23 protein-coding genes are annotated in these 21,448 nt (G+C 70.0%); 12 read left to right on the top strand and 11 right to left on the bottom strand.

The window, feature by feature from the left end; genetic code table 11:
- The first annotated feature begins 14 nt into the window (after positions 1-14).
- Complete coding sequence (locus VF106_RS40515) at positions 15-905, top strand: LysR family transcriptional regulator (RefSeq protein ID WP_330845318.1); 891 nt, start codon at positions 15-17, stop codon at positions 903-905.
- 25 nt (positions 906-930) lie between these two features.
- Here VF106_RS40515 and VF106_RS40510 read toward each other — a convergent pair whose 3' ends face one another.
- From VF106_RS40510 to VF106_RS40500, 3 genes are read right to left on the bottom strand one after another with little or no spacing between them, the layout of a single operon-like run.
- Positions 931-1,302, bottom strand: coding sequence for an SDR family NAD(P)-dependent oxidoreductase (locus tag VF106_RS40510; RefSeq protein WP_330845317.1), 372 nt, complete (start codon positions 1,300-1,302; stop codon positions 931-933).
- Positions 1,303-1,314: 12 nt separating this feature from the next.
- Complete coding sequence (locus VF106_RS40505; protein ID WP_330845316.1) at positions 1,315-2,277, bottom strand: GNAT family N-acetyltransferase; 963 nt, start codon at positions 2,275-2,277, stop codon at positions 1,315-1,317.
- Between the two features lie 45 nt (positions 2,278-2,322).
- Positions 2,323-2,721, bottom strand: a complete 399-nt coding sequence (locus VF106_RS40500) for a VOC family protein (RefSeq protein ID WP_330845315.1) — start codon at positions 2,719-2,721, stop codon at positions 2,323-2,325.
- A 243-nt stretch (positions 2,722-2,964) separates the two neighbouring features.
- Between VF106_RS40500 and VF106_RS40495 the strand changes: the two genes are divergently transcribed.
- The 4 genes from VF106_RS40495 (at position 2,965) to VF106_RS40480 (ending at position 7,168) form a co-directional block, all read left to right on the top strand.
- Complete coding sequence (locus VF106_RS40495; RefSeq protein WP_330845314.1) at positions 2,965-3,798, top strand: SDR family NAD(P)-dependent oxidoreductase; 834 nt, start codon at positions 2,965-2,967, stop codon at positions 3,796-3,798.
- 341 nt (positions 3,799-4,139) lie between these two features.
- Positions 4,140-5,525 carry a hypothetical protein gene (locus tag VF106_RS40490; protein ID WP_330845313.1) on the top strand — a complete coding sequence of 462 codons (1,386 nt, stop codon included), beginning with the start codon at positions 4,140-4,142 and terminating at the stop codon, positions 5,523-5,525.
- Positions 5,526-5,542: 17 nt separating this feature from the next.
- A complete protein-coding gene (locus VF106_RS40485; protein ID WP_330845312.1) occupies positions 5,543-6,517 on the top strand; it encodes a hypothetical protein in 975 nt (324 codons plus the stop codon).
- Between the two features lie 138 nt (positions 6,518-6,655).
- The gene (locus VF106_RS40480; RefSeq protein ID WP_330845311.1) at positions 6,656-7,168 is read left to right on the top strand and encodes a hypothetical protein; all 513 of its coding nucleotides are present in this window, start codon (positions 6,656-6,658) and stop codon (positions 7,166-7,168) included.
- Positions 7,169-7,200: 32 nt separating this feature from the next.
- Here VF106_RS40480 and VF106_RS40475 read toward each other — a convergent pair whose 3' ends face one another.
- The 8 genes from VF106_RS40475 to VF106_RS40440 all read right to left on the bottom strand — a co-directional run bounded on the left by VF106_RS40475 (position 7,201) and on the right by VF106_RS40440 (position 14,946).
- Positions 7,201-7,368 carry a hypothetical protein gene (locus VF106_RS40475; RefSeq protein WP_330845310.1) on the bottom strand — a complete coding sequence of 56 codons (168 nt, stop codon included), beginning with the start codon at positions 7,366-7,368 and terminating at the stop codon, positions 7,201-7,203.
- Positions 7,361-8,056, bottom strand: a complete 696-nt coding sequence (locus VF106_RS40470; RefSeq protein WP_330845309.1) for a sigma-70 family RNA polymerase sigma factor — start codon at positions 8,054-8,056, stop codon at positions 7,361-7,363. Before VF106_RS40470 ends, VF106_RS40475 begins: the two co-directional genes overlap by 8 nt.
- Positions 8,057-8,216: 160 nt before the next feature.
- Complete coding sequence (locus VF106_RS40465) at positions 8,217-9,947, bottom strand: L-aspartate oxidase (protein ID WP_330845308.1); 1,731 nt, start codon at positions 9,945-9,947, stop codon at positions 8,217-8,219.
- Positions 9,934-10,923, bottom strand: coding sequence for a hypothetical protein (locus VF106_RS40460; RefSeq protein WP_330845307.1), 990 nt, complete (start codon positions 10,921-10,923; stop codon positions 9,934-9,936). The genes VF106_RS40465 and VF106_RS40460 overlap by 14 nt, the downstream gene beginning before the upstream one ends.
- A complete protein-coding gene (locus VF106_RS40455) occupies positions 10,920-11,411 on the bottom strand; it encodes a hypothetical protein (protein WP_330845306.1) in 492 nt (163 codons plus the stop codon). Before VF106_RS40455 ends, VF106_RS40460 begins: the two co-directional genes overlap by 4 nt.
- A complete protein-coding gene (locus VF106_RS40450; RefSeq protein ID WP_330845305.1) occupies positions 11,408-12,610 on the bottom strand; it encodes a macrolide family glycosyltransferase in 1,203 nt (400 codons plus the stop codon). The genes VF106_RS40455 and VF106_RS40450 overlap by 4 nt, the downstream gene beginning before the upstream one ends.
- A complete protein-coding gene (locus VF106_RS40445; RefSeq protein WP_330845304.1) occupies positions 12,607-13,551 on the bottom strand; it encodes a patatin-like phospholipase family protein in 945 nt (314 codons plus the stop codon). The genes VF106_RS40450 and VF106_RS40445 overlap by 4 nt, the downstream gene beginning before the upstream one ends.
- A 78-nt stretch (positions 13,552-13,629) precedes the next feature.
- Positions 13,630-14,946 carry an MFS transporter gene (locus VF106_RS40440; protein ID WP_330845303.1) on the bottom strand — a complete coding sequence of 439 codons (1,317 nt, stop codon included), beginning with the start codon at positions 14,944-14,946 and terminating at the stop codon, positions 13,630-13,632.
- A 280-nt stretch (positions 14,947-15,226) separates the two neighbouring features.
- Here VF106_RS40440 and VF106_RS40435 point away from each other — a divergent pair, with 280 nt between their 5' ends.
- The 7 genes from VF106_RS40435 (at position 15,227) to VF106_RS40405 (ending at position 21,381) form a co-directional block, all read left to right on the top strand.
- A complete protein-coding gene (locus VF106_RS40435; protein ID WP_330845302.1) occupies positions 15,227-15,598 on the top strand; it encodes a CBS domain-containing protein in 372 nt (123 codons plus the stop codon).
- 68 nt (positions 15,599-15,666) lie between these two features.
- Positions 15,667-16,554, top strand: a complete 888-nt coding sequence (locus tag VF106_RS40430; protein WP_330845301.1) for a universal stress protein — start codon at positions 15,667-15,669, stop codon at positions 16,552-16,554.
- Entirely contained in the window at positions 16,554-17,942 is a 1,389-nt protein-coding gene (locus VF106_RS40425) for an amino acid permease (protein WP_330845300.1), read from the top strand. The genes VF106_RS40430 and VF106_RS40425 overlap by 1 nt, the downstream gene beginning before the upstream one ends.
- On the top strand, positions 17,939-19,204 hold the full coding sequence (locus VF106_RS40420; RefSeq protein WP_330845299.1) for an arginine deiminase: 1,266 nt from the start codon (positions 17,939-17,941) through the stop codon (positions 19,202-19,204). The genes VF106_RS40425 and VF106_RS40420 overlap by 4 nt, the downstream gene beginning before the upstream one ends.
- The gene (gene argF, locus VF106_RS40415; protein WP_330845298.1) at positions 19,201-20,202 is read left to right on the top strand and encodes an ornithine carbamoyltransferase; all 1,002 of its coding nucleotides are present in this window, start codon (positions 19,201-19,203) and stop codon (positions 20,200-20,202) included. Before VF106_RS40420 ends, argF begins: the two co-directional genes overlap by 4 nt.
- A 1-nt stretch (position 20,203) precedes the next feature.
- On the top strand, positions 20,204-21,124 hold the full coding sequence (locus VF106_RS40410) for a carbamate kinase (protein WP_330845297.1): 921 nt from the start codon (positions 20,204-20,206) through the stop codon (positions 21,122-21,124).
- On the top strand, positions 21,121-21,381 hold the full coding sequence (locus VF106_RS40405; RefSeq protein WP_330845296.1) for a DUF3040 domain-containing protein: 261 nt from the start codon (positions 21,121-21,123) through the stop codon (positions 21,379-21,381). Before VF106_RS40410 ends, VF106_RS40405 begins: the two co-directional genes overlap by 4 nt.
- Positions 21,382-21,448 lie beyond the last annotated feature (67 nt).

The following is a 21,448-nucleotide window of genomic DNA, read 5'->3' as shown; positions in this document are numbered from 1 at the left end:
GAAGGAGGAGACCGGTGGAGCTGCGGGACATCGAGATCTTCCTGACCCTCGCCGAGGAACTCCACTTCGGACGCACCGCCGAGCGGCTGCACGTCTCCCAGGCCCGTGTCAGCCAGGCGATCAGCCAGCAGGAACGGCGCATCGGCGTCCCACTGTTCGACCGCGCCAACCGCCGCCAGATCCAGCTGACCTCCGTCGGCCGACAACTCCGCGACGACCTCCGACCCGTCTACGCGGGACTACGCGACAGCCTCGAACGAGCCCGCCTCGCCGGCCAGGGCATCGACGCGGTACTCCGCGTCGGCACCCTGCCCATCAACCTCCACGACGTGCGCTCCTACTGGGACACGTTCCGCGCCAACCATCCTCAGTGGCGGCTACGGTTCCAGCAGGCGCTCGCCAACGACCCGTTCGGCGAACTACGCCGAGGCAACATCGATGTCCTGATCACGTGGCTGCCCGTCGAGGAACCCGACGTCACCGTCGGGCCGGTCCTGTTCAGCGAACCACGGGTGCTGGCCGTTCCCACCGATCACGAGCTCACCCGGTACACCTCGATCTCGCTGGAGGTCGTCAGCGACTTCCAGCACCCCGACATCGCGGTGGCCCCGGCCTACTGGGTCGACAGTTACGTCCCGTCCCACACCCGCGAGGGACGCCAGATCGAACGCGGTCCAGTCGTACACAACGGAGACCAGGCCCTCATCCTGACCAGCACCGGAGAAGTCGTCACCCTCTTCCCCGGCCACATGACCCGGTACGGAGCACGACCCGACATCGCCTACCTACCCGTCCGGGACATCGACGCGTTGTCGTACGGACTGGTGTGGCTCGCCGAGTCCGAGAACGATCTCATCCGTGCCCTCGCCAGGACCATCCGCGACATCGGGCCACTCGACCTCTAAGACACCTGAATGACGGCACAGCCGGTCAGTTCGGGGCGGGCACGGCCTTCTCCGCCCAGCGCACCGATGCTGGAGATCTGCACGATGCGCCCGTGTGTCCGCAGGTGGGCAGGACGGCCTGGCTGACCCACAGCGCGCCGAAGAAGTTGAGGTCCGGCTGCGCGCGGGCCTGCGCTTCGGTGAACTCCACCATTCCGGCGAAGAGCGCGCCGGCGTTGTTCACGACGATGTCGAGCCTGCCGAAGCGGTCGACCGCCTGTGCGACGACGTCGAAGACCGCCGCACGGTCCGTGACATCCAGGCGCAGAGCCAGCAGGCGGCCCGTGTGGCGAGTCGTCGGGTGGCACGACGTCCCGGGTGACGCCGAGTGGGTGGGAGGTTCTTCGCGGCCTCCCACCCGATGGCTGGATCAGTGCCAGGTCATGTTGATCGTGCGTTCGAAGTTGACGTATCCGGCGCGCTGGAAGGCTTTCGCCATGGGGATGTTGCCGAGATCGGTGGCGGCGCGGATGCGTGGGACGTCCTGCGTGCTGAGAAGCCGGGTGCCTTCGGCGAGGATCTCGTCGATGTAGCCGTTGCCGCGGTGTTCGGGCAGTACGGCGAGGTAGGCGATGAGAGGGTTGTAGTCGTTGCGGGCCGGGATGACGAACCCCACCGGCTCGCCGTCCGGCAGCGTCGCCACCTGCCACCAGTCCCGCGGGCTGCGGTAGCGCGCGAACTCCTCCTCGTAGTGTTTGACCGCCGCCTCGCGGGCGGACATCCGGGTCAGGTCGTCGCGGCTGTGCTCGTCCAGCGTCCCCTCCAGCGCCCGAGTCATCATGGCGAGGAGTTCCTCGGTGTCGCCCACCGCCCGGAACCGCAGCCGTCCGGTCGGCTCCGGGATCGGCGTCCCGGGATGCCACTGCAGACGCAGCCGTTCGATCGACAGCCGGGCGCCGGTCTGTTCCAGGACGACCATGCGGTCCTCGACGACCTGCCCGGTCGCCCCGCCCTCGCGCCAATCCGGTGGTACGCAACGGCTGTACTCGGGCGGACGGGTGCCCGCCGGGACCACCGCGGCCATGGCCCTCCGCAACAGCGCCAAGCCGATGTCCACCCGGTCCGCGCTGCTGTCGTCGAGGTCGAACACGTCCAGGATCAACGGTTGGTCGTTGTCGGGCCGCCCCCACCAGGCGACCCTGGCCAGCAGATGGTCACCACGCAGGGCGACCCACATCCACTCCGGCCGGCGACGGCCGCCTGCGAGGTCGTCCGCCAACTCCTCGTTGAAGACGTAGGGCAGTCGGTTGAAGAGGTCGAGCTCGTCGCGTCCGGTGATCGGGCGCATGGTCAGGTTGCCCTGTTCCACAGTTGAGTCACGCGCCAGGGTCATGGCTTCCTCCAGTTCGGGTCATTGTCAGGAACTCGTGGGGCGCGGTCATCCGGCCATGCCGTTGTCGGCCAGCCACCGCGGGTCCGGTGCCACCATCTGCAGCACCTCGACCAGCAGCCCGTCCGGCCCGGCGACCTGGAACCGGCGCTGTCCCCACGGCTCGGTCACCAGTGGCATGACGACGTCCAGCCCCATGGCTCGCAACCGTTCGAACTCGGCGTCCACATCGGCGACGAGAAACGCCAGCAGGGTGCCGACCACAGTCTTCCCTCGGGTCGCCGCCGGCCACGACTCGTGACCACTGTGGACGAAGTCCAGGCTCAGGTTCGAGTGATCGGGGTGCTGGGTGTTCACGTACCAGCCAAGATCGATACCGACCTTGAACCCGAAGTGCTTCGTGAACCAAGCCGCGCTCACGGCGGGTTCCTCCGCCGCGACTGCCATCCCGACCACCGTGAACCGCATGGGTGCCTCTCAAAAGCAGACTTGATCGCCGCGACGTCCGCGGCCGATCCTGTGACGCCCCAAGACTGCTGGCTCACGCGGTGGCGATCAACAACGAAATACCGCCGCTACCGATAACACCGCGGTTATCAGTACTTCAGACCACCGCTGGCTGGGCCTCTTGAACTCAATTCAGGTTGAGAGTAGGCATGGTTCGGCCGATCCGAGTACGAAGGAGTGCTGATGTCCCAGGTCCACGCGAGCGGCAACCCATCGCCCGCGGGTGCCGAGACGAAGACGGGGCGGTTCGCCGGCCACGTCGCACTGGTGACCGGTGGCGGCTCCGGCATCGGGGCGGCCGTGGCCCGTCAGCTGGCGGCCGAGGGCTGTGTCGCCGTGCACGTGGCCGACCGCGACGAACTCGGTGCGCGCCAGGTCGCCGACCGGGTCGGCGGGCACGCCCACGTGGTCGACGTGACCGATCCGGTGGCGGTCGATGCCGTGGTGGAGGCGGTGCTCGCCGAGCACGGCCGCATCGACGTCCTGGTGCACACCGCCGGGGTCGACGACCCGGACGCGAAGAGCCGCATCCTGCACGCGCAGGAGTCTGGCGAGCCGGTCGACGTCCTGTGCCACCTTGACGACGCGGCCTGGCGCCGGGTTCTGTCGATCAACCTCGACGGCACCTTCCACGTGCTCCGAGCCGCGGTGCGCGCGATGCGGCCCCGGGGCACGGGGGCGATCGTCACTGTCGGCTCGTCCGCGAGCTTCGACACCCTCACCGGTTACCCGCACTACGCGGCGTCCAAGGCCGGTGTGCACGCCCTGTCCCAGGCCGTCGCCAAGGAGGCGATCGCCTTCGGGATCCGGGTCAACACGGTGGCACCCGGTCCGGTCGACACCCCGATGGCCGGCCGGACACCCGCCGCGGTGCGGACGGCCATGGCCGAGTCCGGGGTACTGGGCTACGCCTCGGCCGAGGAGCTCGCCGACAACATCTGCTATCTCGCGTCGCCGGGTGCCTCCAACGTCGTCGGGGCGGTCCTGCTGAGCAACGGCGGCCGGTTCACCGTCTGATTTGCCAAGTGTTCAGAGCGTGGCGGCGGCCAGTCGCTGTTTGGTTGGGATGGTTCGTGGCTTGGGGCCCAGAACCTTTCTCATGCCAGGGATTCGACCGCCCGGGCTCGCTAGGATACGTGCTGTCGGGGGGAACACTGGGGTGCCATCGTGTCGTTCGGTGGTCGAAGGAAGGGCACTGGGGTGGAATGGGGGCGGACCGAGGTCGACGGGGTGCCGACGTTCTGGTCGCGGCACGACGGTGAGTTCAAGGCCGGTCTCGTCTTTCGGGTCGGCCATGCCGACGAGCGACTGGCGCGACGGGTATCACGCACCTGGTCGAGCATCTTGCCCTGCACGAGATGGGGCATCGTCCTGATCATGTCAACGGCGCGGTTGACGCTACGACCACGACGTTCGTCACGCGCGGGTCCGATCGGGACGTCGCCTGCTTCCTCGCCGGAGTCTGCCGGGCCCTGTGTCGTCTGCCGACCGACCGGATGGAGTTGGAGAACCAGGTACTGCTGACCGAGGCGAATCGTGCGGGCGGGCGGGACGTCGCCTCGGCGTTGGCGATCTGGCGGTACGGCGCGGCCACCTACGGCCTGGGCGGCTACGAAGAGCTCGGTGTCGGCCACCATGATCCCGAGGAGCTGCGGCGGTGGGCGAGCCGGTGGTTCACCCGAGGCAACGCGGTGTTGTGGCTGATCGGCGGCGAGCCTCCCACGAGCCTGCGGCTTGATCTGCCCGACGGGCCGCGTGTGCCGCCACCGCGGCCATCCAGCACGTTGCCGCGGACCCCGGCGTACTTCCCGTCGCTCATCGACGGCGTGGCCGCCAGCAGCGTGGTCCGCCGGTCCATCGCGGCTTCGGCGTACACCGAACTGTTGCGACGCCGCCTGTACGAGCGACTGCGGGTGGCCGAGGGCATCAGCTACAGCCCGGTCGCTTCCTACGAGCGGCGAGACGGGCAGATGGCTCAGATCACGGCTTTCGTGGACGGGCTGGAGGCAGTGCACGCCAGGCTGGTCGACGGCTTCGTCGAGACCGTCGATCGGCTGGCCGAGGAGCCGCCTGCCGCGCGGGAGGTCGCGGAGGTCGCCGACCTGCTCAGAGCGCCGATGAGGGAACCCGACGCCGCCGCCGGCTGGGTGGTGGGCGCCGCACATGACGAGCTGGTCGGCGCCGCGTCGCCAAGCTTTGCGGACCTCCTGGCCGAGATCGACGAACTGACCCGGGAGCAGCTGACCGCGGCTTCTGTCGAGGCCCGTGACGACATGCTGTTGATGGTGCCGTCCGGCCACCGGCCACCGGGCGGTCGCTACTCTCCCGCACCGTCGACATCGGACGCGGTGGTGGATGGGCGTGTCTTTCTCGCCGCGAAGTCGTCCACACCTCGCGGGCAGCGGACGATCGGACCCGGCAATGACAGCAGGGCGCGGCTGTGCGTCGGTCCCACCGGGATCAGCCTGGTCGAGGGATTGGCCTTCATGACCGTCAGGTTCGATCAGTGCGAGGCGATGCAGTCCTGGCCGGACGGCGCGCGGCATCTGATCGGCCGGGACGGACTGCACCTGCGAGTTGAACCGACGATGTGGCGCGAAGGGCACCTGGTGTCCGATCTTCTCGACCGTGGCGTGCCGCAGGCCGTCGTCCTTTCTCGACCTCCGCGGCCGGCCGGCGAGATACCCCGCCCCGCACACGTCGGCTCGTGGGACCGCCTTCTTGCCCGCCTCAAGCGCACCTGACACTCGGCGAGGTTTCCATGTTACGCACGATCGGCCGGATCATCCGAGCCCTGCGATCCAACAATCTCCGTGAGGACACGGCCTGGCACGACCCCGAGTTGCCGCCTGTCGAGGAAAAGGTTCGGGCCGGGGACATCGAGGCCGGTCGGCGTCTGCTGGCGGGTGCCCAGGGCGACCACGAGCTCAGGGCGCTGCGCGTGGGCCGACTGTCCAAACAGGCGATCGGCAACGTGGACGCACTGGCCCGGCTGTCCACCGAGCGACCCGACGACGCCGACCTCGCGCTCCTGCTCGGCGCAACCCGCATCAAGCAAGCGTGGCAGGTCCGCACGGGCGCGATGGCGGCCGACGTCAGCCGCGAGCAGTTCGAGAGCTTCTGGTTCCTGCTCGGCGGTGTGTACGACCCACTGGTCCGGGCGGCCGAGCTTCGGCCGGACGACCCGACACCGTGGGATCAGCTGCAGTGGCGCGGTCTCGGTCTCCAGGTGGACCGTGCCGAGCTCGACGACGTGTGGCACGAGCTGCATTCCCGAAACAGTGTCCACTACGCCAGCCACTTCTCCCGCGTGCAGGTGCTGTGCGCCAAATGGCAGGGCAGCAACGACGAGGTACTCGAGTTCGCCACCTCCGCGGCAGGCGCCGCTCCGCCCGGCGAACCACTTGGCGCGATCCTGGTCGCCGCCCATCTCGAGGTGATGATCGACAAGGAGGTAGACCCGTACCTCTACTTCGGGTCGCGGTCCGTTCGGAACCAGATCACCCAGCACGCCGACGATTGGATCGCCAATCTTCGACCGCATGTGCGCACGCCCGAGGCCCATCATCTGTACGGCGCCGCCCTGTACCTCGCCGGGGACCACGACCGGGCACGCCGCCACCTCGCCGAGGTCAGCAGCACGAGCGTGCCGAACCGCCTGCCGTGGGAGCCTCTCAGCTACTACGGCCCGGCGCTGCAGTACCGCGCCGTGCGGAAAACCCTCGACCTACCCTGAGCGAAGGCTTGCTCGATGGGACGTCGCGGACGCCGATCTCCGTACCGAGTTACGTAACTTCCCCGGTACTTCCGTAGGGATTTCGGAGGAGTCTTTGTCCTCACGACCACCCCTCACGCCAGGCCAACGAGAGAAGTCATGATCACCACGCCGCGTAGCGGCCACCCGAACCAGCCGTACGGCGCGACGCCGCGATCCGCGTCGTACGGCCGAGCGCGGCGGGGCGCCGAATTGGCCCCCGCATCGTCCCGCCCTGCTGCGCTCATTCCACTGCCCGTGTTCACCGACCGCTACCGTGACGTCACCGACCGGCGGCTGGCCGCGCGCCTGGCCGCTGAGGACCTCGCCGAGGAGGCCGAAGAGCTGTCGCCGCACGAGCGCGTCACCTGCCGGCTGCACCGGCGCTGGATGCACCAGTGCGTAGCGTCGCCGCAGCATGCGATCGCGGTGACCGGGCATCGCTGGTGCCGCCGCTGTGAGGTCGCGCTGAACGTGGCGGTCGACGAGCTGACCGGCACCGTGGCCCTGACCTGCGCGCGCTGCCGGCTGCCGGGGAGCGGGCCGGCCAACCGCCAGGTCGTCCGCACCTGCCGGGCGAGCATCGCCGCGGTCCGCGCTGTCGGCGAACCGGTGCGGGCACTGGCCAGCTGACGATCAAACCCCGCCTCGACCGGCGGGTCGAGTCACCGTCCTCGGGTGCTCACCAGTCGCTCCACCAGCATGGTGAAGCGATGCCGCAGGACGCACAGCACGGTGGCGTGTTCGATCGCGCCGTCGGTGCTGTCCAACATGAAGCGGTCCACGACCTCCGCGGGAGCCGCGCACTCGGGGCATTCGACGATCTCAAGCACGGCGAGCCCCGCCGCCGCATCCCGCTGCCACGAGGGGTGAACGCACGTTGCGTGCGGAGTGGGAGATGACGTCATCGACCAGCACGCGCTCGAGGTCGGCCACGGCGCCGTCCTGAGCGGCGTCGAGGAAGACCCTGAGCAGGCGATCACACTCCGCCGCCCGAACCGGTTCGCGCCCGCGTTGGGCGAGGTGGGCGCGAGCCCGCCGGCCAAGCTGGCGGGCATTGGCGTTGCTGATCGCGAGCGTCTCGGCGATCTCGCGGAATCGGTAGCCGAACGCCTCGCGGAGCACGAAGACCGCACGTTCGGTCGGCGACAACCGCTGGACCAGGAGCCGGACGGCGTAGGTTAGGTCTGACAACCGTTCGGCCGCCAGCGTCGGGTCCTCGGCGTTGGGAACTCGTTCCGGCAGCTGGCGGTCGACGGTGATCTCGCGGCGAAATCGAGCGGAGACGGCGACATTGAGCGCGACGTTCGTCGTGATCTTCACGAGGAACGCGACCCGGTCATTCACCCGGGCTCGGTCTGTGCCCTGCCAGCGGACCCAGACGTCCTGGACGACGTCCTCGGCGTCGGCCACCCGCCCCAGCATCTGATACGCGATCCCGAACAGGCGTGGACGGACGCTCTGGAAGTCCTCCGCTTCCTCGACCGCTGTCGGCGCGGACATGACGTTGACATCGGACATGCGCATGACGATCTTCCTGTTCGCTGTGACCGGAGGGGAGGTGACACGACAACCTTCGCCTCGCCCGGGGTGCGGTCGCGCCAGTGGAAGACCCGGGGACACCCCCCGGGGAGGCGGGCCAGGGACACCAGTGCCTGCCCGTGCGCTTTGGCTCTGTCGACTACTCGACGAGCTTGCCCGCGGTGGAAACCTCACGCATGAGCGAGGAGATCTCGTCCGGCACGGCCGGGATCGGTTCCCGGTCGATGCGGCCGGGACCGGACCAGACCAGGTTCACCCGCATCGACTCGTCGAGGTCCGGGTGGTCGGACCGGTTGTGGCAGCCGCGGGTCTCACGGCGTTCGATGGCCGCTTCCAGCGTGGCGCGGGCGGCGAGCACGGAGGACCTCAGATCGAACGCGTGTGCGAGGTCGGCGAAGCCGGCCAGGTCGGGATGCACACCGACGCGTCTCATCCGCTCCTCGAGATCGTCCAGTTCGGACAGTCCCGCGTGGAGTCCCGTCTCCTCGCGGACCACGCCGGCGTGCTCGGTCATCGTGTCACGCAGGGCACGCTGCAGGGCTCGGACGTTCTCCGGCCCGTCGGCGGCCAACAACTCGTCGACCTCGCCGCGCGCGTCGGCCAGCGCCGCGTGTGACCGTTGCTGTGCGGGCAGTTCGGCGGAGTACCTCGCGGCCGCTTCGCCGACGATCCGGCCGTAGACCAGCAGCTCGATCAGGGAGTTGCCGCCGAGTCGGTTCGCCCCGTGCAGACCGCTGGCGGCCTCGCCGATCGCGTACAGGCCGTCGACGCCCGTCCCGTGGTCCTCCGGCCGGACCCACACGCCGCCCATGGAGTAGTGCGCGGTCGGTGCGATCTCGATGGGATCGCGGGTGATGTCGAGCATCTGCAGTTCCAGCAGTGTCTGGTAGACCCGGGGGAGCCGTTGCATGATCGTCTCCCGCGGCAGGTGTGACACGTCGAGCCACACTCCGCCGTGGGGTGTGCCCCGGCCCTCCTTGATCTCGGTGTACGCGGCGAGCGCCACTCGGTCGCGTGTGGACAGTTCCATCCGGTCCGGGTCGTAGCGGGTCATGAAGCGCTCGCCCAGTGCGTTGCGCAGCAGGCCGCCTTCGCCGCGCGCCGCTTCGGAGACCAGTGTTCCGGCCGCGTTCTCGGGCTCGATCAGGCCGGACGGGTGGAACTGCACCAGCTCGGGATCGCGGATGCGGCCGCCGGCGAGGATGGCGAGCCGGAACGAATCGCCGGTGTTCTCGTCGCGCCGCGAGGATGTGCGGCGCCAGATGCGGGTGTGCCCACCGGCGGCGAGGATCACCGCGTCGGCGTGGATCACGTAGCGCGCGCCGGTGTCCAGGTCGAAGCCGTACGCACCGAACACGACGTTGTCCCGCACCAGAATCCGGGTGATGTAGAGATTGTCGAGCACCGGCACGTCGAGCTGCGCGGCCCGGTTGACCAGCGTCCGCTGGATCTCCAGCCCGGTGTAGTCGCCGGCGAAGGCGGTGCGGCGGTAGGTGTGCGCGCCGAAGAAGCGTTGCGAGATGCGGCCGTCGGCCTCGCGGGCGAACGGCATGCCCCACCGCTGCAGGTCCTCGATGCCTCGTGCCGCGTTCTGGGCCACGATGCGTACCGTCTCCGGGTGTGCCAGCAGGTAGCTCTCCTTGATGGTGTCGGCGGCGTGCTGCTGCCACGTGTCCTGCGGGTCCATCGTCGCCAGCGCCGCGTTGATCCCGCCGGCGGCCATCGTGGTGTGCGCGTCTGCCTTCGGCCGCTTGCCGACGACGAGCACGTCGACGCCGCGCTCGGCCAGCTCGATGGCGGCACGCAGCCCGGACCCGCCGGTCCCGATGACGAGCACCGAGGTCGCGATCTGCTTTTCAGGACTGGTCATCGGGGTCTCCTTCGCCTACCGACTGCGCGTCATTGACCAGCGGTTCATGGCTGGCCGGGGATGTGTGACAGCCTCCGTGGGCGCGGATGAGCGCGATCACGGTGTCCGCGGTGCGGTCGAGGTGGCTGCGGCCGTCGGGCAGCAGGGCGTTCGGGCTGATGTAGCTGCGTGGCCCGACGTGGGTGGCGGGGTCGAGCCGGTGCACGGTGATCTTCCCGGCGCGGCGGGCCCGGTTCCATGCGCTACGGCGCAACAGCGGCCAGCGCTGGGGGAAGATCCACGTGCCGACCCGCTCGATCCGGTCGCTCGCGCTGGTGAGCCGATACAGGTGCTGGGCGTGGGTGAGGTCGCCGGTTCCGTTGTGGAAGCCGCCGAGCGTGATCAGCAGCAGCGGGGAGCGCAGCCGCGTGTGCAGTTCGCCGACCGCGCCGGTGGCGACCTGGGCGCCGCCGCTGTAGCTGAGCAGCACCACGGGGATACCGCTGTCGGGCTGGTAGCCGGCGAGCTGGAGCTGGATGGCGATCTGTGCGCCGATGGCCCGGTTGTAGAGGGGGCGGTAGCGGTGGTCGGCGGCGACGAAGGTCTGCATGACGTTGTGCAGGAACAGCAGTAACCCGGCGTGACGGCGCAGCCGCGCCCACACCGGCCGGTCGGCGAGCGGGTCGGCCAGCGGCGAGTACGGCTGCACCTGGCCCAGCACCCGCAGCTCCGGCGCTCCGGCGATCAGTGCCTCGACCAGTTGGCCGCCGTCCCGGGTGTCGCGGGCACGGCGTTTCCCGATGCCGTCCAGGTAGACCAGGTAGGCGGCCGGGGGACGGTCGGGGGCCGCTCCCCGGGCATAGGGCACGTCCTCGGGGAGCTCGGTCATGGGAGCTCGCCAGCCGGCGCCGTAGGCCAACACCTCGTAGCGGGCCAGCAGGCCTTCGGCGAGCAGGACCGGCCCGAACACGCCGGCCCAGAGCAGGAAGTCGTTCATGCGACAGGCTCCGTCGCCCCGGTCGCGCTGATCCGCACGACCAGCCGCCGGACGGCCTCCACCGCGACACCGAGCCCCGTCCCGGCGACGGCCACGCAACCGGCGGCGAGCCACCAGCCCAGCCCGGTCACCGAAGCGAGCGGGGTGACCAGTCCGACGCCCACTGCCACGAAGAGCAGCAGGTGGAGCAGCGGTCCGAGCATCGGGAAGGCGAGGACGGCAGCCAGCACCAGCGGGGCGACCAGGCCCGGTGTCCACAGAAACCCAGCCGGTGACGGCACGGGTGCCAGCACCAACTCGGCCAGGGTCCACGCGGTCAGCGGCCACAACGCGAACACGGCGGCCTCGACGAGGCCACCGGCCAGCAGCAACCCGACGACGACGGTCCGGGACATGCCGGGCCGGCGCGCCACGAGAGGCAGGACGCGCCCGGCGGCCTCCGACCACCCGGCGAGCAGCAGCAGGGCGACGACCGCAGGTGAGATCATTCGGCCCTGCTGTGAAGGCTGCCCGGGCCGGCCGCGTGCAGGTACGGTTCGAGCTCGTCGGCGGCGCGCCGGTAGCCACCTGCCTCGTGCTGGGCTGCCCGCAAGGTGGTCGCGGCTGTCCGGAACCGGGGATCCTCGACCAGACGCCTGGCGAGGGCACGCACGGAGTCCTGGGCGACGTCCTGGGTGCGGAGCGACAGGCCGGCGCCGAGCTCCACGACACGACTGGCCACCATCGGCTGGTCGGCGCCCTGCGGGACCACCAGCATCGGCACCCCGGCGTACATGGCCTCGTTGACGCTGTTCATCCCCCCGTGGGTGACGAACAGCGTCGCGCGGGCCAGCACCTCCGGTTGCGGCACGAAACGGCTTGCGATCACGTTGGCCGGCAACGGACCCAGCGCGGCCGGATCGGTCTGTCCGGTGGCGACGACCACGGTGCCGCCCAGCGGGGTTAGCGCGGTCGCGAAGCCGCGGAGCAACCGAGGGCCGGCGCTGAACACCGTGCCCAGCGAGGCGTACAGCACCGGATCCCGCAGTTGGTCGAGCGGGAAGTCCGGGTCGACCGGGCGGGCACCGATGCTCGCGCCGACGAACCGGTAGGACTGGTCGAAGTCCTCGACGGCGGGCTGGAACTCTCGCGACGTGTAGACCAGGTTGAGCCGCTGGCGAATGTTTCCCAGGTCGACCAGCGGCAACCCGCGTGTGTCGTAACGGCGGCGCAGCTCGCCGCGGGACCGCAGGTAGCCCCCGAGACCGCGGGGTCGAGCCGCCGCCAGCAGGTCCCACGAGCCGCGGGTGGGGCTGGGCACCTGCCGGTTGAACGCGAACGTGGTGAACGACGACGCCGCCGGCACCTCGAGTTCGCGGGCGGCGACCGCGCCCCACAGGCAGGCGCTGTCGTGGACGATCAGATGGGGCCGGGCGCGGCGCAGGTCGGTGAGCACGGCGGGCAGCACATGGACGGCGGTGCGTGCGAGTCCTGCCAACAGCGTGGCCGGCGTCGGCGGATCGGGAAGCGGCTGGTCGCCCCCGGGGTAGAGGCACACGGTCGCGCCGGTGGCCTCGATCTCCGCGCGGAACGCGGGCGAGGTGTGGTAGGTGACGGCGTGGCCGCGCCGAACAAGCTCGGCCACGACCGGCAGCGTCGGGTTGACACGCCCGTGCATGCCGATGTTGAGGAACGCGATGGTGCTCACCGGCCGACCCCCGACGCCGCTGCCCCTTCTGGACTGTCCGATGTGGCCGGAGGATCGTCGACCCGGTACAGGCCCGGCCCGCTGATGCGCAGCCCGTCGAGAAAGCGGCCCGCCGTGAGGGAGGCGGTGCTGATCAGCCTCCCGGAATGGCGGAAGTCCCACGGGGCGGGCCAGGTCTCGACACCGGTCGGCAGCACGACGGTCGGGATGTGCCCGGCCACCTCGTGCAGGTCACGCTCGATCTGATGGCGCAACGCCAGCACCCCGGCCCTGGCGGCGATCGCACTGGCGCGTCGGCGCGGGATGGTGGACCGCAACGGTGAGCTCTCCGGCCCGGCTGCGAGCACCACCACGCTGGCCGCCCCCGCCCGCAGCGCCGCCCGCACCGGGACATAGGCGATCACCCCGCCGTCGACGAGTGTCCGGTCGTCCCGATCGACCGGAGGCAGGATCCCGGGGATGGCCGCACTGGCCAGCAGCGCGGACTCGAGGTCTCCGTGGTCGAGCAGGACCTCGGCGCCGGTGCCCAGGTCCATGGCGACCGCGGTGAACGGGACCGCCAACTCCTCGATCCGCGACGGCAACCCGGCCCGAGCGATCAGCCGACGCAGGCCGCGGTCGGCGAAGATGCTGGCCCGCGAGGGCAGGAAGCCGAGCGGATACACCTCACGGCGACGCAAATGGGTCCACACGTGGTCCAGCCACTGCGCGGCCCGGTGCGGGTGTGCTGCCGCGATCGCCCCGTTGAGGGCGCCCACCGAGGTTCCGACGATCAGGTCCGGGACGAAGCCACGCTCCTCCAGGGCGTGCCCGACACCGACATGCGCGGCTCCGAGCACGCCACCACCACCCACGGCCACGGCCACGGGCCGGGGAAGGGCGTGCCAGCCGGTCGACGGCGGGTCCTCGGGTGCCCGGCCAGGGGGACGCGTTGTCCTCATGGTTACCCGCCTTTCTCGCCGGATTGGCTTCGCGAGCAAGGACAGGGCGGCCTACCCGATCTGTGACAACCTCGCGGGTCAGTCGAGGTTCTTGCCCTTGGTCTCCGGCATGAACCCCGCGACGACGGCCACGAGCACCAGCAGCGCGACGCTGTAGCCGAGGAAGACATCGCCGAGCCCTCGGCTGGACAACCACGCCTGTAGATAGGGCGCGGTTCCGCCGGTGAGCGCCACGGCGAGGGAGTAGGGCACGGCGAATCCGGAGGCGCGCACGTGGGTGGGGAACAGCTCGGCGAGTGCCGCGGGCGCGATCGCGGCGCTGACCGCGATCAGCGCCATCGCGATCGACATGGCGACGAGCAGTTGCCACGACTCGTCCTGGATCAGGCGGTCGAGGGGGAAGGTGACCGCGGCGGCGCCGAGCCCGAAGACGACGAAGCTGGGTCTGCGCCCGAACCGGTCGGACAGGTGCCCCGCCAGCGGGAGCAGCGCGATGCCGAGTGCGGTCGCGGCGACCCCGGCCCACAGTGCGGCCGTCGCGTCCATGCCCCCGACGCTGATGGCGTAGGCGGGCGCGGCGACAGCCCAGGTGTAGAAGAAGACGGTGCCGCCCAGGCTGAGTCCGAACACTCGGGCGAGGGCGGCGCGGTAGGTCCACATACCGCGCAGGATCGACGGACGGGCGGGCCTGGGCTCGCTGTTTCGTGTCTTGGCGAAGGCGTGGGTTTCGTCCAGCCCGCGGCGGAGGAAGATCGCGACGATCCCGAGCACCCCGCCGATCACGAACGGGATCCGCCACCCCCACTCGGTCATCTGTGCCTCGGTCAGCATCGTGGTGAGCCCTGCGCCCAGCACGGTGGCCACCAGGATCGCGGACATGCCCGACACGAAGATCGTGCTCGACCACAGACCCCGTCGCCGAGGCGGTGCCATCTCGGCGATGTAGGTGTACGAGGAGGCGATCTCCCCGCCGTGTGCCAGGCCCTGCAGCAACCGGGCCAGCAGGAGCAGCAACGAGGCGACTACGCCGACGCCCGCGTAGGTGGGCGACACACCGATCAGCAGGCTTCCCGCCGATGCCAAGGAGATCGCCAGCAGCATCGACGGTCGCCTGCCGTGACGATCGGCGATCCAGCCGAACAGCAACCCACCGAGCGGGCGCAGGACGAACCCGACCGCGAAGATCGCCAGCGTCGAGAGCATCGCCGAGAGGGGGTCGGCAGGGTTGAAGAACTGCTGGGCGAAGAACGGCGCGAAGACGATGTAGACGTTCCAGTCGTACCATTCGATGGCATTGCCGATGCCGGTTCCCACGATCGTGCGCAACGATCGTCTGGGTGGCAACGAGATGGGCGGTCCTACCGGAACCGCGACCGTGGCGGAGTCGGTGGTCATCGAAGTCTCCCGTCGTGAGTCAGCCGAGTGCCTTGCCTGGGACGTGGATCGCCTGTCGAGCATCGCCGGGTTCGGGCTCGGTTCGCGCCAGGGAAAGTCCCTGGTCAAGCACGGCCAGGGACATGTGTCCCGGGAGCGGTGTCACAAATCTCGTCGCCGGCCGGTCTTCCCGGTGGCCTCAGCCCGGCTCGGTCTGGGGGACCAGTTCCCATTCCGTCGCCAAGGACCAGGACGACTCATCATGAGCATGTATGCCCGGCTCCCGACCGTGGGGCAAGTCATGAGGCAGCCGACGACGATCGAACCGGACGCCCATCTCGCCGCGGCCGCCTACCTGATCGAACACAGCCATGAGTCCGCGCTCGTGGTGGTGGCCGACGACACCCACGAACCCGTCGCCGTGATCAGCGGCGCCGAGATCACCAGCGCGGTCGCACACGGTCGAAGCCTCGACAACACTCGTGTCAGCCAGGTCGTCACGGCGGCGCCGGCGACCGTGCGAGCCGATGTCACCGCCGAGGACGCGGCACGGCTGATGCTGTCCCAGGGCGTCCACCATCTGCCGGTCGTCGAGGACCGTCGACTCGTCGGCATGGTCGACCTCGCTGACCTGTACCGGGTGAGCCTCCGCGCAGCGCTGGCTGATCAGTGACGGGCACCGTTGTCACAAAGACGGTGCCCGGTCCTGTCCTAGTTGCGGACTTGGGACAGGAGCGTGAGATGGGACATTGGCGAGAAACAAACCTGCCGGTCGTTGTCGGCATCGACGGGTCACCGTCGGCGCTCGACGGCGTCCGCTGGGCAGCGCGGGAAGCCGCGCGTCGCAACACCCCGCTACGGTTGATCAGCGCCTTCAGCTGGCACGACTCAGCACATGTCGGCGACCCCGGGCTCGGCGGTCACTACCGCAAGACGATGTTGGAAGCCACGCGGCGGGCGAGCGTGGCGGCCGCCGAGACAGCCGCTCAGATCGCTCCGGGCGTCGAGATCTCCGAGCGTGTCGTCGACGGCTTCCCGGTGCCTCAGCTGGTTGCCGCGTCACGGGACGCGGGGCTGGTCGTCATCGGTGACCGTGGCCTCGGCGGACTGTCCTCACTGCTGATCGGTTCGGTCGCGATCGGACTGGCGGCTCATGCGGAATGCCCGATGGTCGTGGTACGCGGGGAACGACAGTCCGAAGACGGCCCGGTCGTGGTCGGCGTCGACGGCTCCCCGGTCAGCGAGGCGGCACTGGCTTTTGCCTTCCAGGCGGCGGATGCCCGCGAAGTGCCGTTGATCGCGGTGCACGCCTGGGCCGACGGCGTGTTCGACGCCGCCGTGGTGCCTCTGCTGGGTTGGGACGCCATCGAGACCGTCGAACAACTCCTGCTCGCCGAGCGGCTGGCGGGCTGGGGCGAGAAGTACCCCGACGTCGAGGTGCGGCGGGTGGTCGCGCGGGACCGGCCCGCACACGCGTTGCTCGAATGGGCCGCCTCAACCCAGCTCATGGTCGTCGGGTCGCACGGCCGGGGCAGCGCGGCCGGTCTGGTGCTCGGCTCTGTCAGTCACGCGGTGCTGCACCACTCACCGTGCCCGGTCGCCGTCGTCCGTCCCGAGAGGACATCGTGATGAGCCGCCGCACCACGGAAGCGCGCCAGAACGGCACGGCCGTCCACGTGACCGGGATCCCGTCAGGCGGGGTCGCGCCAGCCGCGGAGCCGGGGCGCCGTTTCGGCGTCGGCACGGCGTCGGCGCTGGTGGTCGGCTCCGTCATCGGGACAGGTGTGTTCGCTGTGCCGTCCGCGCTCGCGGTGTTCGGTCCGATCTCGCTGGTCGCGTTCGCGCTCGTCACGATCGGTGCGGTCGCGCTGGCGCTGGCGTTCCGCGGTCTGGCGGCGCGGCTCCCCGGCGCCGGCGGCCCCTACGTGTACGCCCGCGAGGCGTTCGGCGAGTTCGGCGGTTTCCTCATCGCCTGGAGTTACTGGATCACCGCGTGGGCCGGGAACGCCGCGATCGTGGTGGCCTGGGTCGGCTACGTCGAGGTGTTCGTGAACACCGGGCACGAGCGGTGGTGGTCGGTCGTCATCGCGCTGACCGGGCTCTGGCTCCCTGCGCTGGTCAACCTGTCCGGGCTGCGCAGCATCGCCGCCTTCCAGGTCGTCACCACTGTCCTGAAGTTGATCCCGCTGCTCTTCATGGCGACGATCGGGTTGTTCTTCCTCGACACCGCCAACTTCGGCGACTTCAACACCAGCGGCACGTCCTGGCTGGGTGCGATCAGCGCGGCGGGCGCCATCGCACTGTTCAGCTACCTCGGCATCGAGACCGCGTCGGTCGCGGCGGCACGTGTCCGCGACCCGAAGCGAAATGTGGGCCGGGCAACGGTTCTCGGCACCTTGGCGTGCGCCGCGGTCTATCTCCTTGGCACGGTCACCGTCTTCGGCACCGTGGCGCACGACGACCTGGTCGGCTCGACCGCACCGTTCAGCGACTCGGCCGACGCGATCTTCGGCGGGAGCTGGGCCGGCGCGACGGTGGCTGTCGCGGCCGTCGTCTCCGGGTTCGGCGCGCTCGTCGGCTGGACGCTGACCATGGCCGAGATGCCGCGGGCGGCGGCACGGGACGGGTTGTTCCCGGCCCGGTTCGCGGACCAGAGCCCCGCCGGGGTGCCCGCGTTCGGGATCGTCGTGTCGACCCTGCTCGCCTCGGCGCTCACCGTCGTCAGCTTCACCAGCTTCAAGCAGGTGTTCGTCACCGTCGTGCTGTTGTCGGTGCTCACGTCGGTGATCCCGTACCTGTTCGCCGCGGCGGCGCAGCTGTACTGGCTGTTCGGCGAGGGCCGACGACTGAGGGTCGGGCACCTCGTCCGGGACGTCGTCGTGTCGGGGCTCGCGCTCGCGTTCGCGTTCTGGGCGCTGGCGGGCAGTGGTTACCAGGCCGTCTACTACGGGGTCTTCTGTCTGCTGCTCGGGGTGCCGGTGTTCGTGTGGATCAAGGTCCGGCGGGAGGCGGCATGAACACCGCAGTCGAGGTCGGCATCCACTCGGAGATCGGCAGGTTGCGCGAGGTCGTCGTGCACCGGCCCGGCCGTGAGCTGGACCGCCTGACGCCCGGCAACGTCGCCGGGCTGCTCTTCGACGACGTGATGTGGGCCGACCGTGCCCGCCGCGAGCACGACGAGTTCGCCAAGGTGCTGGTCAGTCACGGGGTTCGGGTGCATCTGTTCGCCGAGCTGCTGGCGGAGGCACTCGCGACGGACGCCGGCCGGCGCTTCGCCGTCGCCCGTGTCTGCACCGACGAGCGGTTCGGGCCGACCGCGGCCCGGGAGCTGCGCGCGCTGTTCTCCGACATCGACGCGGGCCTGCTGGCCGACTACCTCATCGGGGGCGTGCTGACCTCCGACCTCGCCACCCTGAACCCGGCCAGCGTCGCGTGGCAGAGTCTCGGCGTCGAGGACTTCCTGCTCGCCCCGTTGCCCAACACGTTGTTCCAGCGGGACAACACGGCCTGGATCGGACGTGGCCTCACCGTCAACCCGATGGCGAAGCAGGCGCGGCGCCGGGAGGCGATCAACAGCCGCACCGTCTACCGGTACCACCCGCTGTTCGCCGGCGTGGACTTCGAGATCGTCTACGGCGACGACGACCTCGACCACGCTCCCGCTACCATGGAGGGCGGAGACATCCATGTGATCTCCGACGGTGTCGTCATGGTCGGGATGGGCGAGCGCACCACTCCGATGGGTGTGGAGATTCTCGCTCGTCGGCTGTTCGCTGGCGGCCACGCAAGGCGAGTCCTGGCCGTGGAGCTGCCCAAGGCCCGCTCCGCGATGCACCTGGACACGGTTCTCACCATGGTCGACACGGCGACGTTCGTCGTCTACCCCTACTTCGACGACGCCCACACCCGGCTCTGGCTGCTCACCCCGTCCCACGACGGGGGCGACATCCACGTTCAGCAGCGTGTCGGGCTGGCCGACATGCTCTGTGAAGCGCTCGAGATCGACGACGTCCGCCTGCTGCGTGCGGTCGAGGGTCGTCGGGAGGCCGAGCGTGAGCAGTGGAACGACGCCGACAACTTCCTCGCCATCGCCCCTGGCGTGGTCCTCGGCTACGAACGGAACACCACCACGAACGAGATGCTGCGCGACCACGGCCTCGAGGTGATCGGCCTGGACGGCAGCGAGCTCGGCCGCGGCCGCGGCGGCGCGCGGTGCATGAGCTGCCCGATCCGGCGCGATCCCGTCCCGTTCGCCCCGCCTTCGAAGGATCCGTCATGACTCTCTCCACGTCATCCCATTCGCTTCTCACGGTGACCGACCTCGGCCGTGCGGGATTCGTCGAGCTGCTCGACCGGGCCGCCGCGCTCAAGGCGGACAAGAAGGCCGGGCGCGAGCGCAGGGCGCTCGTCGGCAGGAACATCGCGCTGGTGTTCGAGAAGGACTCCACGCGGACCCGCTGCGCGTTCGAGGTGGCCGCGTACGACCAGGGCGCCCACGTCACCTATCTCGGCCCGCTGGGCTCGCACCTCGGGCGGGAGGAGAGCGTCGCGGACACCGCCCGGGTGCTGGGCGCGATGTTCGACGGCATCGAGTTCCGCGGGTTCGCCCAGGGCACGATCGAGGAACTCGCGCGGAACGCAGGCGTGCCGGTCTGGAACGGGCTGACCGACGAGTGGCACCCGACCCAGATGCTCGCCGACATCCTCACCATGCGCGAGCACCAACCCGGTGACCTCGAGGCGATCAGCTTCTGCTTCCTCGGTGACGGGCGGAGCAACGTGGCGCGGTCGCTCCTGATGACCGGGGCCATGCTCGGCATGGACGTGCGGATCGCCGCGCCCCGCGCGCTGTGGCCACCGGACACCCTGGTCGCGGACGCCAGGCGCGAGGCGCTGGCCAGCGGCGCCCGCGTCATGGTCACCGAGGACACCGGAGAGGCGCTCGACGGCGCGCTGTTCGTCTACACGGACGTGTGGGTCAGCATGGGCGAGGCCGACGCCGAGTGGGAGCACCGCGTCCCGCTGCTCACGCCGTACCGCGTCACCGCGGCGATGATGGCCGCCACCGGCCGGCCCGACACCCGGTTCATGCACTGCCTTCCCGCGGTGCACGACACCACCACCGCGGTCGGTCGCAAGGTCGCGGAGCGCTTCGGGCTCGTCGGGGCCGAGGTCACCGACGACGTGTTCGGCTCGGCCGCCTCGATTGTCTTCCAGCAGGCCGAGAACCGGCTCCACACGATCAAGGCCGTGCTCGTCGAGGCTCTGGGGCGATGACATGCTGCTCGTCGTCGCCCTGGGTGGAAACGCACTGCTGATGCGAGGCGAGCGCCCTGACGCCCTGGTCCAGCGGCGGCACGTGCGGACCGCTGCCCAGGCGCTGGCCCCGCTGGCACACGACCACACGCTGGTGCTGTGCCACGGCAACGGGCCGCAGGTCGGGGTGCTCGCCATGGAGAGCGAGAACGACCCGGAGCTCACCCACCCCTACCCACTGGACGCGCTCGGCGCCCAGACGCAGGGGATGATCGGGTACTGGCTGGTTCAGGAGCTGGGCAACGCGGGGGTGGCCGCCCCGATCGTCGCGATCGTCACGCAGACCGTCGTCGACCGCGACGACCCCGCGTTCGACGCGCCGACCAAGTTCGTGGGGGCCGGGTACCCCGAGCAGGAGGCCCGCCGACTCGCCGCCGAGCACGGATGGACCGTCGCCCCGGACACCGCCGCGTGGCGCCGCGTCGTCGCGTCGCCACAACCTCGCCTGGTGGTGGAACTGCCCACGATTCGGCGACTGGTGGCGAGTGGCACGACGGTTGTCTGCGCCGGGGGAGGGGGTGTGCCCGTCGTCGCCGGGGAGGGCGGGCACACCCAAGGCGCGCAGGCCGTCGTCGACAAGGACCTGACGGCGGCGTTGCTGGCGATCGAGCTGGGCGCCGACCGGCTGATGGTGCTGACCGACGTGGACGCCGTGAAGCAGGACTTCGGCACCTCACAGGAGCGCTCATTGTCCACAGTGGATGTCGAAGAGCTGTTGGCCATGGACTTCCCGGCCGGCTCGATGGCGCCGAAGGTCGAGGCGTGCCTGCGGTTCGTCACCGCGACCGGAAGGGCCGCCGCGATCGGCGCGTTGCGTGACGCGCCCGCCGTGCTCGCGGGTGCGCGCGGCACGACGATCACGAAATCGAGGAGTCTCGCATGAGTGCCATGAACCGTCAGGAGAACCGCGCACTGCGTGCCATCGAGAAGAGCATCAAGGCCGACGATCCCGAACTGGCCGAACTGCTCGACTCGTTCGCAGAGGACGACAGTGAGAACAGGACACACCGGTACGTCGGGATCGCGGCGGTTCCGTTGCTTCTCCTCGGTATCAGCGCGGGCGACGTGGTGCTGCTGATGACCGGCGTGCTCCTCGCGATCTGGGCCGTTCTCGGATGGACGGTTCGGGCGCTCCGCTGACTGCTTCGCCCGCTGGTCGGTGGCTCGGGGAAAGATCATCGATGAGGGAACCCAGGGATCTGGTTCA

This window comes from Actinophytocola sp., from assembly GCF_036378875.1.
Taxonomy (GTDB): domain Bacteria; phylum Actinomycetota; class Actinomycetes; order Mycobacteriales; family Pseudonocardiaceae; genus Actinophytocola.
This window is presented reverse-complemented; position numbering and strand designations above follow the sequence as displayed.

Bases quoted from the DNA above. Each gene is read 5' to 3' on its own strand.
- VF106_RS40505 (WP_330845316.1), bottom strand. From the start codon at position 2,277: ATGACCCTGGCGCGTGACTCAACTGTGGAACAGGGCAACCTGACCATG.
- VF106_RS40500 (WP_330845315.1), bottom strand. From the start codon at position 2,721: ATGGCAGTCGCGGCGGAGGAACCCGCCGTGAGCGCGGCTTGGTTCACG.
- VF106_RS40495 (WP_330845314.1), top strand. From the start codon at position 2,965: ATGTCCCAGGTCCACGCGAGCGGCAACCCATCGCCCGCGGGTGCCGAG.
- VF106_RS40490 (WP_330845313.1), top strand. From the start codon at position 4,140: ATGGGGCATCGTCCTGATCATGTCAACGGCGCGGTTGACGCTACGACC.
- VF106_RS40485 (WP_330845312.1), top strand. From the start codon at position 5,543: ATGTTACGCACGATCGGCCGGATCATCCGAGCCCTGCGATCCAACAAT.
- VF106_RS40480 (WP_330845311.1), top strand. From the start codon at position 6,656: ATGATCACCACGCCGCGTAGCGGCCACCCGAACCAGCCGTACGGCGCG.
- VF106_RS40470 (WP_330845309.1), bottom strand. From the start codon at position 8,056: ATGTCCGATGTCAACGTCATGTCCGCGCCGACAGCGGTCGAGGAAGCG.
- VF106_RS40465 (WP_330845308.1), bottom strand. From the start codon at position 9,947: ATGACCAGTCCTGAAAAGCAGATCGCGACCTCGGTGCTCGTCATCGGG.
- VF106_RS40460 (WP_330845307.1), bottom strand. From the start codon at position 10,923: ATGAACGACTTCCTGCTCTGGGCCGGCGTGTTCGGGCCGGTCCTGCTC.
- VF106_RS40455 (WP_330845306.1), bottom strand. From the start codon at position 11,411: ATGATCTCACCTGCGGTCGTCGCCCTGCTGCTGCTCGCCGGGTGGTCG.
- VF106_RS40445 (WP_330845304.1), bottom strand. From the start codon at position 13,551: ATGAGGACAACGCGTCCCCCTGGCCGGGCACCCGAGGACCCGCCGTCG.
- VF106_RS40440 (WP_330845303.1), bottom strand. From the start codon at position 14,946: ATGACCACCGACTCCGCCACGGTCGCGGTTCCGGTAGGACCGCCCATC.
- VF106_RS40435 (WP_330845302.1), top strand. From the start codon at position 15,227: ATGAGGCAGCCGACGACGATCGAACCGGACGCCCATCTCGCCGCGGCC.
- VF106_RS40430 (WP_330845301.1), top strand. From the start codon at position 15,667: ATGGGACATTGGCGAGAAACAAACCTGCCGGTCGTTGTCGGCATCGAC.
- VF106_RS40425 (WP_330845300.1), top strand. From the start codon at position 16,554: ATGAGCCGCCGCACCACGGAAGCGCGCCAGAACGGCACGGCCGTCCAC.
- VF106_RS40420 (WP_330845299.1), top strand. From the start codon at position 17,939: ATGAACACCGCAGTCGAGGTCGGCATCCACTCGGAGATCGGCAGGTTG.
- argF (WP_330845298.1), top strand. From the start codon at position 19,201: ATGACTCTCTCCACGTCATCCCATTCGCTTCTCACGGTGACCGACCTC.
- VF106_RS40410 (WP_330845297.1), top strand. From the start codon at position 20,204: ATGCTGCTCGTCGTCGCCCTGGGTGGAAACGCACTGCTGATGCGAGGC.
- VF106_RS40405 (WP_330845296.1), top strand. From the start codon at position 21,121: ATGAGTGCCATGAACCGTCAGGAGAACCGCGCACTGCGTGCCATCGAG.